This is a genomic window from Acinetobacter sp. Ac_3412, from assembly GCF_013072675.1.
In the GTDB taxonomy this organism is placed as follows: Bacteria; Pseudomonadota; Gammaproteobacteria; order Pseudomonadales; family Moraxellaceae; genus Acinetobacter; species Acinetobacter higginsii.
In genome coordinates this window covers 689,428-703,798 of record NZ_LXUJ01000009.1, presented here as the reverse complement: position 1 = coordinate 703,798, position 14,371 = coordinate 689,428, and the positions used below count along the sequence as shown (strand labels likewise).

Below are 14,371 nucleotides of genomic sequence, written 5' to 3'. Positions count from 1 at the left end.
TGAAGCACCAAAAGTCAGCTTATCTCAAGCTGACTTTTTTAATTTCAAAACAAATATTAAGACTAAATGATGGCAACCACTTAGGTTTAGAGTGCTATGATCTGCACCTAACTATGATTAACCACTTAAAACAAAATGAAAACCGAATTAAAAGCGAAGATCGTTCATATCTGCGATGAAAAAATAGCCAAGAAAGGCAACAATGTAGGACTTTCATTTTATGCTTTCTTTGCCAATAAAAATGATGATCCTGAACTTCTCATGGAGGCTGCTGAATGGTGGATCATGGAGCATCGACTGGATCATTTTGAAAAAGCCAGCAAGATTAAAGCACTGGTTTTAGCTGAATCCGATTAATACACATCGCGTTGATAACGCTGTTGTTGTTTAAGCTGCTCCAGCAAATCAAGACCTAAAATCTCTTTTAAGGCATGATCAACGCCACCCGCCATACCCTTAAGGCTACCACAAACATAAATTGCTGCACCTTGCGCAACCCAAGTCTGTAATCGAGTGGATTGTGCTTTTAAACAATCTTGTACATAGATTTTTTCGGCTTGATCACGGGAAAATGCATAATCAACCTGATCGAGAAAGCCATGTTGCTGCCAATAGTAAATTTCCATCTGATAAAGATGATCGAATTGCTGCTGTCTTTCACCAAAAATCAGCCAGTTTTGCTTATAACCCCAATGCTCTCTCTGACGTAGATGTACCAGCAAACCCGCAATCCCAGTACCATTGCCAATCAAGATCAAAGGTCGTGCATCATGCGGCAAATGAAAACTTGGATTATGACGAATATGAGCTTGTAAGATTTGGTCTTGCTGCAAGCCTTGTGTCAACCAGCCCGAACCCAAGCCTAAACCTGTTGCCGTACGTTGCTGTCTGACCACCAATTCAATAAAGCCGTTTTCAGCCAAGCTGGCTATCGAATACTCACGCTTAGGTAAGCGCTCAAATTGTGTTAACCATTGCTGAAAAGACTGCTCTGCTTTGCTCGGTAATTTTCTTAAATTCAGCGTGCTTAATTGAGCGATCAACTTAGCATTGATGGGCTGTTGCTGTGATTGCAAAAACGCCTCGATATCATCCAAATTGTTTTCGCATTGAATCTCTAAAATATCACCTGATGACCAAACCAAGTCTTCATCGCCAATCAATTGAACTTTATAAATGGGTTCACCGATACTGCCTTTATTTAAACACTGCCGATGCGCAAACTTTAATTGCAGCATTTGTTGTGAATGGGCTAAATCACTGAACTGCATTGAAGTCAGCTGTTCTAATCCATTCAACCATTGCTCCAAATCACGGCTATTCAGCTGGTCTACCAAAACAGTATCAAATAGAGCATGTGCCTGTTGTTGAACTAACCATTGTTCTAATCGCTGCCCAAACTGACAGAAATTAGCATAGCGTCGATCCCCCAATGCCAATATTGCAAAAGATAAATGAGATAAATCCAAGCCTTGAGTAAAAGCTTTATTGATAAAAGATTGTGCACTATCCGGTGCATCCCCTTCACCATAGGTACTGACCACCCATAGAATTCGCTGTTGCCCAGTTAAATCATTGATACTCAGATCTTGAATATTTCTGACCACAATCTGATCATCAACTAAACGCAATTGCTCAGCCGTATGTCTCCCCCATATTTCGGCATGTCCAGACTGACTGGCATAGACCACCAAATATGAAGGATGAGATTGCGGGGATGATTTTGAATTTCTTTGCTGCCAATATAGCCACACAATCACAAAAAGATGCAGACTCAATAATATTGCCAATATAGCAATAACGATCAGCACAGCCTGAGTCATGATGTCACCTTAAATGGCAAACCAAATGAGTAAAATAATTGCCGCTAAACTAGTTGCTGTGAGCAGCAAATGCGTAATTAAACGGGTTTTAATGGTGAGAAATAAAATATAGCCCGCCAAGGACAATACAATAATAATGATCGCACTGATATCAATAAGCCAATGCCATGTTTCACCGACATTTTTACCGCGATGTAGATCATTGAGCAATGAAACGGTAGTTGCTGGTTTTTGAGTAATTTCGACTTCGCCTTGATCCATCAACACCCATAGATCTGTTGAACCTGCTGGACTCTCCAAACGGATCATCACCTCCCCATCCATGACTTCGCTGCTTTTATAGCGTCCAATCAGTGGCTGCTTATCGCGAACAAAATCCAGAATCGCCTGAGTTGGATTCTCTTGTTTTTGGATAGCACTCACAAAAGCAGTTGGCAAAGTGAGTTTTACGATTTGCTCATCATTGGATGATTTAAACCAATCTGGGTTATTGAGTAGCAATCCTGTTGCAGCAAAAAAAATCAGTGCGATGAAAGCAAATGCAGAGAGCCAGCCATGCACATAGCGTGCATGGCGGTAAAAATCACGACGTTGATACAAGTGACAAGCCTCGTAAATAAGTAGGGCTTTTAATTAAGCACCACGTTGGAAGTTTAATTTCAGCGTACCAATTTCTGCCTGTGCAGGAAGTGTTTTTGTTACCGCTTTTGGCCCTACTTCTAACTCGAAGCTTTGATAAGAATGATCGCCATGCTCGCGAGAGGTTTCAATATGGATTAAATATTTACCTGCATCGACAGCTTTACCAGCTTCATCCTTACCATCCCAAGCTAAACGGTACTGCCCTGGTTGACGTGATGGCTTAGCTACTGCATCCAAGTTTGGCATTTGACGACCATAACGGCGCCACCATACGTAGTTTGAGTTCAGCCACTTCTCATCTTTGCCCCAAACAGCAAGCGTACGAACTAATTTTTTCTCGCTGTCTGTCACCCAAACGGAAACATAAGGTGCACGATAATTATCAACGGCAAGTTTTGGAATATTCACTTCAATTTGAGCCTGATAACCTTTAGGCCAAGCCGTTGCTGCACCATTAGCAGCCACATGTCGCATGATCGCAGGTTGATTGGCATCTAAAAGCGTAGACCAACCTGAACTTTGATAGCTGCTGCCATCACTCGCAACCAACTGGGCTTCAAAACCAACCAATTGTTCAATCAGCTGCATGCCTTCATAGGGTGACATTGCGGTTAAAGCAGTTGCCAAAGCATCCGCATCTGCAGCGCACTGCCCGACCACGACACATTGCTCTACGGTTTGAATTGGCATACCTGTTTGCGGATTAAGCAAATGCGATTGGCCTGCCAACGAACGATAGCCTTGCCCACTAAAAGCAACAGCTTGATCTTTAATATTTAAAACTTGTGTTGGCACTGTATTATCAAAGCGTTCATTTGGATCTTGAATACCGATCTTCCAGCTTGCTTGTTGTGGTGATTGACCCCACACCCGCATATCGCCACCAATATCGATCAAAATCCCCTGTAAATGTGGCACGGCTTGTTTAGCTGCAATCAACGCCCGATCAATTACATAACCTTTTGCATAGGCATCTGGTGCAATTTTGACGGCTGAATCAAGCTTAATCTGTTTGGTTTTTGGATTTAACTCAATACTTTGGGTTTTTAATTGGCTTAGCAAAGCTTCTTGCGTTTGATCATCCAAATTTTTTACCTGATGACTTTGTTCCCATAGCTGAATCAATTGGCCTAACCGTGCATCAAAGCCACCACAGGTCGCACTGCGCCATTGTTCACAAGCAGCAATTACCTCATAAAGTTCAGAAGAAGCTTCGATCTGTTGCTCACGATTGAGTTGACTGATTTCACTGTCATCACGCCATACCGATAAAATCTTGTCCAAACGTGCCACTTCATTCTGGATTGTCTGTAATGCCTTTTCTGCATCTTTTTGATGTGCAGTAGTTACAACAACATCTAAAGAAGTACCCAAAATATGATCTTGGTGAAAACTATAACTTGGCGTCTGAACGGGTGCTTGTAATGTCTGAGGGTCTTTTATAGCATTTTCATTGGCCTGAGTTGCTGTAATTGGCGACATGAATACAGCGATAGCTGCCATCAACGGCGATAAACGAAATATGAGTTGAACGGGGCGAAAAATTTGTTGCGTTGATGACATCGTTAAGCTTCCATTTTCTAAGATTTAACTCGGCCAACCTACTGACTTTATGCACAGTCAATCGCTCGGCCTCTCACATGAATTACAGCCAAAAGAACATGAAAATGAAATGATTTTATTCTGAATAAAATCAAAAACATTTGATTCATTTGCGACACGCATTTGGGAGATAAAAAGCTTCTTAATCTTTGTCTGCCCAATGGCATAAAAACGATTAAAAATTTATCGAAATAATATTGCAACTGATACTCGTTATCAAGTAGATTGTAGCAAATCTTTTGCATTTTTGTTTATTTCTCTTTTAAGGAATTCTTCATGCGTCACCTACTCACTGTTGCTCTATTTTCTGCGCTTCCAACTCTGAGCTTTGCTCATACAGCAAGCCCTTTTTTATTGCCAGAAGTGTTCGACAGTAAAGCGGATAGCGTTAGCTTCCAAAGTGGAATTACCGTTGAAAAATTCTTTGTAGCAAGTCGTAACTTTAAAACTGATTATCAGGTGACAACACCAGAAGGAAAAACCGAAACCATTAAAGCAGCAGCAGAATTAAAAAAATTCAATATCGCTGAAGTCAATTTAACCACGGATGGCACCTATCGTCTTCGTACTGAAAATGCGGCAGGCAACCCAACCAAATATGCATTGATTGATGGTCGTTGGTTACGTGTTCGCCCTCAACGCCCTGCTAATGCAAACCCGATGCAGCCACAAGGTAATAATGCAGAGCAAAAAGCGCCCCAAGCACCAGCCAATCAACCGCCACGTTTTATTGCTGAAGACCAAATTCCTGCCAACGCAAAAACAGCACAAACTAGCAATACCTATATTGCTGAAAGTTTTATCACTAAAGGCAAACCAAGTGCTGTGCCTGCTGTGAGCAACAAAGGTTTCGAGTTTAAGTTCCTCACTCATCCAAATGAGTTGTTTGCTGGTGAATCTTTTAAAGCACAAGTGCTCATGGATGGTAAGCCTGTTCCAAATCTGGAAGTGGATGTGTTTAAAGGCGCTAGCAGTTATCAACCCAATGCCAAACGCGAACAACCGCATGTAAAAACCAACACCAAAGGTGAGGTTGAAGTGAAATTTAGTGAAGCTGGTATTTACCTGATTACCACCGCTTATCCTGAAGCGAATACTGACAACACCAAACCACCCATCGCGCAATCTTATACTTACAGCGTGACCGTTGAAGTGACTGAATAAACCTTTTGACTAAGGTACTTATCAGCGTATAAGTACCTTTCCCCTTTTGATTTAGTTGCAATCCATTTCTATCTAAAAAATAACAGCGTATATTGTTTTAAAACTCGTATTTGCCCTGTTTTATGACTTCAAAAAAAACCAGTGATGCAGGCATCTTTTTATGGATGGTTTATCAAACCATGCAAAAGATGAATTTAGATGCCGCTGCCATATTTGCTCGTGTTCATTTACCCGATCAGCCACCTGATAAATTTGTCCGTCGTGACAACGCCACACAGCAACGCTTTTGGCAAGCCGCAGAACAAATTAGTCATGATCCCGATATTGGTTTACATGTCGGTCACAATGTTCCCCCCTTTCGTGGACAAGTGATTGAATATCTTTTTCTCAGTAGTGCAACATTTGGTGAAGGCCTCAAACGAACCATTCGATATCAGGCCTTACTCACTGATGCCATGTCATTTAACTTAGAAATGATAAATGAACATAGGGTGATGATTTCAGGGCTCAATCATCCTGTTCGACACTATTTGGAATGTGCGATTGGTATTTTGCTTAATTTCTTTAAATACATTAGTGATGAAACATTTATAGCACTTGAAATCGGCTTGCCATATCCAGATGGAGCAGATCAAGAGGAATATCAGAAAATCTGGGGATGTCCTGTCAAACTCGGGCAAGAAAATGGCTATATTTGCTTTGATTCAGCACAATTAACGACACCCTCTGCTGCTCATGAACCTGAACTGTTAAAAGTACATGAACATCATGCTGCCTCACAGCTTGAGCTATTAAACAAACACCAGCTTATAAACGAAATCGAAAAAATCTTGGCCAGTGGTTTATTAGAGTCTGGTGAATTTGACCAGAACATCATTGCCGAGCATTTAGGACGTAGCGCTCGGAGTTTAAGAGCGGATTTACAACTGTTAAATACCAGCTACGAAAAAGTCATTGCCCATTACCGTGAACGTCTTGCGCGTCGCTTACTTTCTCAAACCGAAGAAAGCATCGACCAGATTGTTTATCTGACGGGTTTTTCTGAACCTTCAGCATTTTCCAGAGCATTTAAACGCTGGACTGGAGAGACACCTACTGCATATCGACAACGTAAGCAGACTTAAATTGATTGGATAGGCAGCTTAAAACTGTCAGATCAGTCAAAACTTTTTACTCTTCTCTTTTTAAAATCCGATCTATGTTAAACGAGGTAATCCAAGCATGATCGGTTTTCCAGTAGGCGTTTTTGTCGCAAATGGTATGGAGTGGTATTTCCACAAAGTCTGGTTACACGAATTCCCAAGCAAGAATAGAAACAGTCCGTTCTTTACTCATATTGCGCATCACAAGCGTGCTCGCTTAAATGGCTTTCATGATGAAGGCTATGCGGAGTCGATGTTTAAAAATTCTGAGATGTACAATGAAAAATCAGCACTTATCGGCCTAGCGGCTGCATCCACTATTTTTCTACCGGTTGCACCGTTCTTTACCGCAGGTTTGTACTATGGCATTTGGAATTATTGGAAGGTGCATGCCAAATCACACCTCGATCCAGAGTTCGCTAAAAAACGAATTCCTTGGCATTATGATCATCACATGACCAGCAATCAAAATGCCAATTGGTGTGTGACTAAACCATGGTTTGATTACATTATGGGAACTCGTGTGATGACCAATGTATCGGTCACAGAAACTAATCCATTGGCGATTAACATGCCGAAGTGGTTGGAAAAAAGAGTAAATCAAACAGCACGTCGTTTATTACCGAAAGCTTATGCTCAAATTGATATCAATACGCAATTTGATCAGCAGAATTTAAAACAAGGGATTGAAATTAGCTTATAGCTAGCGTGCAGATCAGACAAGAAACCGAGTATATACATGACTCGGTTTTTTTGTGACAAAGTTAATGCGAGCTGGTTTTAGACAGTAAATTGAGAATCAACACACCACTCATAATCAAGACAATCCCAATAATTCCCCAAATATCTAGTTTTTGGTCAAATACAAACCAAGCCACGGTCGTAATCAAAACGATCCCAACACCAGACCAAATCGCATAAGCAACGCCTACAGGAATCGTTTTTAAGGTTAGAGACAAGCAATAGAATGCAATCAGATAACCCACTACAACCACGATGGAAGCAACTGGTTTGGTAAAACCTTCACTACTTTTTAAGGCAGAGGTTGCAATCACTTCCGCAGTAATCGCAATGAATAAAATTATCCAATTGTTCATTTACTCATCCCCTTCAATTAAACAGAATTTGCTTAGCAGAAAAAAACACCCTTTGTAGAAGGGTGTTTTTAACATTTACGACAATAGACGAAGCAGGCAATTAAGCCGATTTCTTCGCCATATTGTTTTTACGGATCGTAATCATCAGTAACTGTACCGCAGCTGGTGTTACCCCTGGGATACGACTTGCTTGTGCTAATGTTTCAGGGCGAACCGTGTTTAGCTTTAATGTGATCTCACGTGACAAACCTGAAATACCCTCATATTCAAAATCAGCAGGGATTCGGGTTTCTTCAAGACGTTTTAATTGTGCAACATCTTCATGCTGACGATTAATATAGCCTTCGTATTTCACCGCGATTTCAATCTGCTCACCCACATGCTCAGACACTTCTGAACCTGTTAATTCAGCAATTTGGCTAAAATTGATATTTGGACGTTTCAGTAAATCGATCGCACTACATTCTTTACTGAGATCTGCACCTGTCATTTCAACGAACTTTTTACCCATTGGGTTATTTGGTGCAGCCCACAAATGTTGTAAACGAGAAGTTTCACGCTCAACCGCTTCCATTTTTTCGCTATATGCAGCCCAACGCTCATCGTCAACTAAACCAAGTTCACGACCAATTGATGTTAAACGCTGATCGGCATTGTCTTCACGTAACATCAAACGGTATTCCGCACGTGAAGTAAACATACGATACGGTTCTTTGGTACCGAGTGTAATCAAGTCATCGACCAAAACACCCATATAAGCTTGGTCACGTTTTGGTGTCCATTCTTCTTGTTCCCACGCACGGCGTGCAGCATTCAAACCTGCGAGCAAGCCCTGTGCACCCGCCTCTTCATAACCCGTGGTACCGTTGATTTGACCCGCAAAGTACAGATTTTGAATCGCCTTGGTTTCAAGTGTGAATTTCAACGCTTGTGGATTGAAATAATCATATTCAATCGCATAGCCTGGACGCAAGATATGCGCATTTTCCATACCACGGATCGAACGAACCAAATTGAACTGTACGTCAAATGGCAATGAAGTCGAAATGCCGTTTGGATAAAGCTCATGGGTATCTAAGCCTTCAGGCTCCAAGAACACTTGATGTGAATCTTTATCAGCAAAGCGGTGGATCTTATCTTCGATTGATGGGCAATAACGTGGACCAACACCTTCGATCACACCAGTATACATTGGTGAGCGATCTAAACCGCCACGAATAATTTCATGGGTTTTTTCACTGGTATGCGTGATATAGCAATTGACTTGTTCAGGGTGCATAGATGCATCACCCATAAACGACATCACTGGCGATGGGAAATCACCCGGTTGTGGCGTCATGACAGAAAAATCAACTGTGCGTGCATCAATACGAGGCGGAGTACCCGTCTTTAAACGTCCAACGGGTAATTTAAGTTCACGTAAACGATGTGCTAAAGCAATCGATGGTGGATCACCTGCACGACCACCACTTGAATTTTGTAAGCCGACATGAATCACCCCACCCAAGAAAGTTCCTGTCGTCAATACCACCGTCTTGGTATCAAAACGGATCCCCATTTGGGTCACAACACCTTTAACAGTATCGCCTTCAACAATTAAGTCGTCTGCAGCTTGCTGGAAAATATCCAAGTTTGCTTGATTTTCTAAAGTATCGCGAATCGCTGCTTTATAACGTACACGGTCCGCTTGCGCACGTGTTGCGCGTACAGCTGCACCTTTACGAGAATTTAGAATACGGAATTGAATACCACCTTTATCCGCTGCGAGTGCCATTGCACCACCGAGTGCATCAATCTCGCGGACAAGATGTGATTTACCAATACCACCAATCGCTGGGTTACAGCTCATCTGTCCCAAAGTTTCAATGTTATGCGTTAACAATAATGTTTGTCTTCCCATACGTGCCGCAGCAAGCGCTGCTTCCGTACCAGCGTGACCGCCGCCAATTACGATAACGTCGTAAACTTTAGGATAGTGCATAGTGGTAAATGTGTATTCAAAAAATGACAGAGCATTATACAGGAGTTTTGCATTAAATTGCCAAAAACAGTCAAGATTGTTGAGGATTGCAAGCCCCTGTTCTGACTACAGAACATACAAAAAGAAACCTTATGTTGCATTTTCCTCTTAGACTGCACACAGCGATTCATCACTATTAACTTGAACACCACTGTTTTATCTGCCCAGTTTCTTATCCTAAAAAGTGTATAAAAAATACTTTAGGACAATGATATGAACACAAAGCTTTTATTTTCATCTCTAATTTGTAGTCTATGTTTTAGCGTAGCTGCGCATGCAGATACCAAAGCAAGCCAAGACCAACAGGCCAAGAAATATCAACAGGTCTGTAAAGGCAAAAAACAAGGTGATCCAGTTTCATTTGCATTTAAAGGCGTTGTTTTCAATGGTTCATGTGAGCATAATGAAGCTGGTAAGTTAGCATTCCAACCACCAACACCTGCATCGAATGCTGCCGTTGAGACTCAAAGTCGTCTTTCAGAAACGCAATCGGCACCTCGCCCAGTCAGTAGTGCACCAGTAGACAATAGCACTGCACCCATGGAAGCACCCGCTATCGCTCCTGCACCACCAGTAGCACCTGATGTCGAACAAACTGCACCTTAATGCATAAATGATATAAAAGAAGGCCTAATTAGGCCTTCTTTTATATAAAAACAATATAATAGACTGCATTAGGACAAAATATTTCATCTTAAAATTGTAATCTGTCTACTTTATAATCCCTTTAACAAGCACGAATCCATTACAATAAGCACAAATACATTTATTTAGGTTTTCCTGTGAACTGGCTACAAATTCATATTACTGTTGATCAAAACCAAGTCGAACTGACCGAAACATTACTCCTGTCATTAGGCGCGGTGAGCGTAACTTTAGATGATGCTGAAGACCAAGCCTTACTTGAACCATTGCCAGGTGAAACACCTCTTTGGAATAAAGTCATCGTCACGGGGATTTATCAACAAGAAGAAGATGACCCAATTGATGTCGATACTTTAGAAGCCTTTTTAAAAGCACAACTTCCAGATGTACCAATGCGCCATGAATACTTGGAAAACCAAGTGTGGGAACGTGCTTGGATGGATTATTATGAACCGATTCAAATTGGTGAAAAATACTGGATCGTACCAGAATGGTTAGAACCACCTGAAGCTGATGCAACCAATATTAAGTTAGATCCAGGCCTTGCCTTCGGTACTGGAAACCATGCAAGTACCTTCTTATGCTTACAATGGCTAGGTAAAACTGATGTTAAAGACAAAGTTGTGATCGACTATGGTTGTGGCTCAGGCATCTTAGGTGTTGCGGCTTTATTACTCGGCGCTAAAAAAGTTTATGCGACTGATATTGATCCACAAGCGGTACTTGCGACCAAACAAAATGCAGAATTAAATGGTGTACTGGATCGTCTTTCTGTAGGATTACCCGAAGAGTTCGATCAAGAATTTAAACCACAACAAGCAGATGTCCTTGTCGCCAATATTTTAGCGGCACCATTAATGGCACTTGCGCCTGAATTCTCAACTTTAATAAAAAATGAGGGCGAGTTCGCACTTGCAGGTGTAATCGAAGAGCAAGTTGCTGATGTTTCTAGTGTTTACTCACAGTTTTTTGATATATTAGAGATCGAAAAGCGTGAAGAAAACTGGTGTCGCATTTCAGGAAAACGTAAAACAACAATTTGAGAACATTGTTACTTATGAGTGAAAAACAAACCCGCTGCCCTAAATGTTCAACTGTGTACAAAGTGACCCTTTCACAACTCAGTGTTGCACAGGGTATGGTTTGTTGTCCGAAATGTGTCATTAACTTTAATGCATTAACCAACTTATTAGAAACAGATAGTGAAGCGATTCCGACACCTGTCAATCGCTCACTTTTTTCTTCAATTCAACCTGACAGCTCGTTTGCAGAAAAACAAATGCAGATTTTGAGCATCTTTGATCAGAAAATTGAAAACTCAAATATTGATTTATTGACCTATCTCAACAACCTCAATTATTTCAATACCGAGCCTGTTACTGCCTTACCTAATTTAAATCTGTCTGAAGATACTTTACAAATTGACCATGAGAATAATGATAAACAACATGGTTGGCTGTATTACACGCTTTGGGGGCTCGGTAATATTGCTTTAATTTTAGTATTTGCTTTTCAGATTTTATGGTTCAACCCAAAACTGATGCATGAAAGCCCAGCCTTGAATCAGATGTTTAATTATGCTTGCGGCATTTTTTCGTGCAAAACCAGTGATGAACAATATAAATATCTTAGTTTTGAAAAAGTAAAAATTAAGCGTGGAGAAAAAGATGCTACTGTTTTTTCAGGTGTGCTTCTAAATCATAATGAGAACAGCGTGGCACTGCCTCCTATTAAAGTCGTGCTCAAACAAAACGACGAAGCCGTTTTTAACGTAATGCTCAAACCACAAGATTATTTAGTTGACAGTTTAAAAACGATTCAACGCATTCCAACCAACAGCCCTTTTCGCTTCGAATTTACCCTTCCAAAAAGTAAAAATAGCTTCAATGACTATAGTTTAGAATTTGTACAGCCCTAAAAGCTCAAAAAAGTGACAAAAAAACAAAAAAAAGTGCAGTTAATTTGCTCACTTTTTCGCTGACAGTGGTATGATACGCGCCACGAATGCTTGACCTACTTACTCCTCGTAATTTATAGACAATAAAATCGTTAAACGAACTGTGCTTTTACCCAATAAGCGCATTGTTGGTTTTTTTGTTTTTAAAAGTAGGCGGTAACAAATATTTAACTATTGTTACGCTTATTTTTTACACAGCTCGAGGATTTGTGGCAAGCTAATAGTCCTTTTGTTTTAGAGTCACTGTTTTAGGATCTAAAACGGGGCTCAGTAATTTAGACCACATTTATATCACTTTACCCAAGTGATATTTTGATATTTCGGATTAACACGCATGAATAGCAAATCTCCTATTTTTACGGCTCAATCTGATGTCGCTCTTCGCATCCATGTAGATCGCGCAGTTCGTCATTATTTTGCACAATTGCAAGGTGAGCAACCATCTCAAGTTTATGACATGGTTTTAGCAGAAATGGAGAAACCTCTTTTATCTGTGGTCTTAGAATATACTCGCGGTAATCAAACACGTGCCGCTGAGATTTTAGGCCTTAACCGCGGAACTTTACGCAAAAAGTTAAAAGCTCACGGTTTAATGAGTGAATAATTGATAAAATGCTCACGTTCTCGTGGGCATTTTTTTTGCCTTTTATTTTTAATCTGTAGACTTCAAACTGTTGACTAAAATCATGACTATCAAACGTGCTTTAATCTCTGTATCTGATAAAACCGGAATCGTTGAATTCGCTCAAAATCTTGTAGCTCTAGGGGTAGAAATTTTATCTACGGGCGGTACATATAAGTTGCTTAAAGACAACAATATCACCGTAGTAGAGGTTTCTGAACATACAGGTTTTCCTGAAATGATGGATGGTCGTGTAAAAACATTACATCCTAAAATTCATGGAGGCATCTTAGCGCGTCGTGGTCTGGACGAAGCAGTGATGCAAGAACACAACATCGATCCGATTGATCTAGTGATTGTAAACCTGTATCCATTTGCAGCCACAGTAGCAAAACCAAACTGTTCACTTGCAGATGCAATCGAGAATATCGACATCGGTGGTCCAACGATGGTTCGTGCCGCTGCGAAGAACCATGCTTCAGTAGGCATTATCGTGAATGCAGCTGACTACGACACAGTCGTTGCTGAATTAAAAGCAAATGGTGCGCTTTCTTACGAAACTCGTTTCGACTTAGCGGTAAAAGCATTTGAGCACACTGCACAATACGATGGCATGATCGCCTCTTATTTAGGCGCGCGCGTTGGCAAAACTGAAGGCGAAGCGGATCTGTTCCCGCGTACCTTCAATACCCAACTGAATAAAGCACAAGATTTACGTTATGGTGAAAACCCTCATCAAAATGCGGCTTTTTATGTTGAAGCAACAGCTCAAGAAGCATCTGTTTCTACTGCGAAGCAATTACAAGGCAAAGAACTTTCTTATAACAATATTGCAGATACCGATGCAGCACTTGAATGTGTGAAATCATTTGCGAAGCCTGCCTGTGTGATCGTTAAACATGCGAACCCTTGTGGCGTTGCTGTTTCATTGGATGGTATCAAAGTAGCTTATGATCTTGCTTATGCAACCGATCCTGAATCTGCTTTCGGTGGCATCATTGCATTCAACCGTGAATTGGACACTGCGACTGCACAAGCGATTGTAGATCGTCAATTCGTTGAAGTGATTATTGCACCAAGCATTGCGGATGGCGTACTTGAAATCACAGGTGCGAAAAAGAATGTACGTGTGTTGGTGTGTGGTGAGCTCCCAGCAATTGACGCTCGTGCAGCACAACTTGACTATAAGCGTGTGAATGGCGGCTTATTGGTTCAAGACCAAGATCTAGGCATGATCACCAAAGATGATCTTAAAGTTGTGACCAAACGTGCGCCAACTGAACAAGAAATTGATGATTTGATCTTTGCTTGGAAAGTAGCGAAATATGTGAAATCAAATGCAATTGTTTATGCAAAAAATCGTCAAACCATTGGTGTAGGTGCAGGTCAAATGAGCCGCGTCAACTCAGCACGTATTGCAGCGATTAAAGCTGAACATGCAGGTTTAGTGGTTGAAGGAGCTGTAATGGCATCCGATGCATTCTTCCCTTTCCGTGATGGTATTGATAATGCGGCTAAGGCTGGTATTAAATGTATTATCCAACCAGGCGGTTCAATGCGCGACGAAGAAACCATTGCAGCAGCGGATGAAGCTGGTATTGCCATGGTGTTCACAGGCATGCGTCACTTCCGTCACTAATACTACTTTAAAAATTCC

At 41.1% G+C, this 14,371-nt stretch carries 14 protein-coding genes; 9 read left to right on the top strand and 5 right to left on the bottom strand.

What is annotated here, in order from left to right:
- The first annotated feature begins 135 nt into the window (after window positions 1–135).
- Window positions 136–357, top strand: coding sequence for a DUF6500 family protein (locus A7P54_RS11505; RefSeq protein WP_171549639.1), 222 nt, complete (start codon window positions 136–138; stop codon window positions 355–357).
- On the opposite strand, the gene A7P54_RS11500 is transcribed toward A7P54_RS11505, so the two are convergent.
- The 3 genes from A7P54_RS11500 to A7P54_RS11490 are packed head-to-tail and all read right to left on the bottom strand — an operon-like array spanning window position 354 to window position 4,028.
- Window positions 354–1,823 (bottom strand): sulfite reductase subunit alpha, encoded by a 1,470-nt coding sequence (locus tag A7P54_RS11500; protein WP_171549638.1) that lies wholly within the window; start codon window positions 1,821–1,823, stop codon window positions 354–356. The two genes, A7P54_RS11505 and A7P54_RS11500, sit on opposite strands and share 4 nt — an antisense overlap.
- 9 nt (window positions 1,824–1,832) lie before the next feature.
- Window positions 1,833–2,423, bottom strand: coding sequence for a PepSY-associated TM helix domain-containing protein (locus tag A7P54_RS11495; RefSeq protein ID WP_171549637.1), 591 nt, complete (start codon window positions 2,421–2,423; stop codon window positions 1,833–1,835).
- A gap of 33 nt (window positions 2,424–2,456) precedes the next feature.
- Window positions 2,457–4,028 (bottom strand): DUF2271 domain-containing protein, encoded by a 1,572-nt coding sequence (locus A7P54_RS11490; RefSeq protein ID WP_171549636.1) that lies wholly within the window; start codon window positions 4,026–4,028, stop codon window positions 2,457–2,459.
- A gap of 315 nt (window positions 4,029–4,343) precedes the next feature.
- Between A7P54_RS11490 and A7P54_RS11485 the strand changes: the two genes are divergently transcribed.
- The 3 genes from A7P54_RS11485 (at window position 4,344) to A7P54_RS11475 (ending at window position 7,076) form a co-directional block, all read left to right on the top strand.
- Entirely contained in the window at window positions 4,344–5,231 is an 888-nt protein-coding gene (locus tag A7P54_RS11485) for a DUF4198 domain-containing protein (RefSeq protein WP_171549635.1), read from the top strand.
- Window positions 5,232–5,353: 122 nt separating this feature from the next.
- Window positions 5,354–6,355: an AraC family transcriptional regulator gene (locus A7P54_RS11480; RefSeq protein WP_171549634.1), complete on the top strand. Its 1,002-nt coding sequence runs from the start codon at window positions 5,354–5,356 to the stop codon at window positions 6,353–6,355.
- A gap of 97 nt (window positions 6,356–6,452) precedes the next feature.
- Window positions 6,453–7,076, top strand: coding sequence for a sterol desaturase family protein (locus tag A7P54_RS11475; protein ID WP_171549633.1), 624 nt, complete (start codon window positions 6,453–6,455; stop codon window positions 7,074–7,076).
- Between the two features lie 61 nt (window positions 7,077–7,137).
- Here A7P54_RS11475 and A7P54_RS11470 read toward each other — a convergent pair whose 3' ends face one another.
- Together A7P54_RS11470 and mnmG are read right to left on the bottom strand one after the other, a co-directional pair.
- A complete protein-coding gene (locus A7P54_RS11470; RefSeq protein ID WP_171549632.1) occupies window positions 7,138–7,470 on the bottom strand; it encodes a multidrug efflux SMR transporter in 333 nt (110 codons plus the stop codon).
- Between the two features lie 100 nt (window positions 7,471–7,570).
- On the bottom strand, window positions 7,571–9,451 hold the full coding sequence (gene mnmG / locus A7P54_RS11465; protein WP_033133654.1) for a tRNA uridine-5-carboxymethylaminomethyl(34) synthesis enzyme MnmG: 1,881 nt from the start codon (window positions 9,449–9,451) through the stop codon (window positions 7,571–7,573).
- Between the two features lie 252 nt (window positions 9,452–9,703).
- Between mnmG and A7P54_RS11460 the strand changes: the two genes are divergently transcribed.
- The 5 genes from A7P54_RS11460 (at window position 9,704) to purH (ending at window position 14,353) form a co-directional block, all read left to right on the top strand.
- Window positions 9,704–10,096 (top strand): hypothetical protein, encoded by a 393-nt coding sequence (locus A7P54_RS11460; RefSeq protein ID WP_171549631.1) that lies wholly within the window; start codon window positions 9,704–9,706, stop codon window positions 10,094–10,096.
- A 176-nt stretch (window positions 10,097–10,272) separates the two neighbouring features.
- On the top strand, window positions 10,273–11,178 hold the full coding sequence (gene prmA / locus A7P54_RS11455; RefSeq protein ID WP_005204784.1) for a 50S ribosomal protein L11 methyltransferase: 906 nt from the start codon (window positions 10,273–10,275) through the stop codon (window positions 11,176–11,178).
- 14 nt (window positions 11,179–11,192) lie between these two features.
- Entirely contained in the window at window positions 11,193–12,053 is an 861-nt protein-coding gene (locus A7P54_RS11450) for a DUF3426 domain-containing protein (protein ID WP_005204788.1), read from the top strand.
- Window positions 12,054–12,426: 373 nt separating this feature from the next.
- Complete coding sequence (gene fis / locus A7P54_RS11445) at window positions 12,427–12,696, top strand: DNA-binding transcriptional regulator Fis (RefSeq protein WP_001086304.1); 270 nt, start codon at window positions 12,427–12,429, stop codon at window positions 12,694–12,696.
- A gap of 82 nt (window positions 12,697–12,778) precedes the next feature.
- Window positions 12,779–14,353: a bifunctional phosphoribosylaminoimidazolecarboxamide formyltransferase/IMP cyclohydrolase gene (purH, locus tag A7P54_RS11440; RefSeq protein WP_171549630.1), complete on the top strand. Its 1,575-nt coding sequence runs from the start codon at window positions 12,779–12,781 to the stop codon at window positions 14,351–14,353.
- Window positions 14,354–14,371: the final 18 nt, after the last annotated feature.

Excerpts from the sequence above, each read along its gene's own strand:
- A7P54_RS11505 (WP_171549639.1), top strand. The coding sequence starts at position 136 with ATGAAAACCGAATTAAAAGCGAAGATCGTTCATATCTGCGATGAAAAA.
- mnmG (WP_033133654.1), bottom strand. The coding sequence starts at position 9,451 with ATGCACTATCCTAAAGTTTACGACGTTATCGTAATTGGCGGCGGTCAC.
- A7P54_RS11450 (WP_005204788.1), top strand. The coding sequence starts at position 11,193 with ATGAGTGAAAAACAAACCCGCTGCCCTAAATGTTCAACTGTGTACAAA.
- A7P54_RS11480 (WP_171549634.1), top strand. The coding sequence starts at position 5,354 with ATGACTTCAAAAAAAACCAGTGATGCAGGCATCTTTTTATGGATGGTT.
- fis (WP_001086304.1), top strand. The coding sequence starts at position 12,427 with ATGAATAGCAAATCTCCTATTTTTACGGCTCAATCTGATGTCGCTCTT.
- A7P54_RS11500 (WP_171549638.1), bottom strand. The coding sequence starts at position 1,823 with ATGACTCAGGCTGTGCTGATCGTTATTGCTATATTGGCAATATTATTG.
- purH (WP_171549630.1), top strand. The coding sequence starts at position 12,779 with ATGACTATCAAACGTGCTTTAATCTCTGTATCTGATAAAACCGGAATC.
- A7P54_RS11460 (WP_171549631.1), top strand. The coding sequence starts at position 9,704 with ATGAACACAAAGCTTTTATTTTCATCTCTAATTTGTAGTCTATGTTTT.
- A7P54_RS11485 (WP_171549635.1), top strand. The coding sequence starts at position 4,344 with ATGCGTCACCTACTCACTGTTGCTCTATTTTCTGCGCTTCCAACTCTG.
- A7P54_RS11475 (WP_171549633.1), top strand. The coding sequence starts at position 6,453 with ATGATCGGTTTTCCAGTAGGCGTTTTTGTCGCAAATGGTATGGAGTGG.
- A7P54_RS11490 (WP_171549636.1), bottom strand. The coding sequence starts at position 4,028 with ATGTCATCAACGCAACAAATTTTTCGCCCCGTTCAACTCATATTTCGT.
- A7P54_RS11470 (WP_171549632.1), bottom strand. The coding sequence starts at position 7,470 with ATGAACAATTGGATAATTTTATTCATTGCGATTACTGCGGAAGTGATT.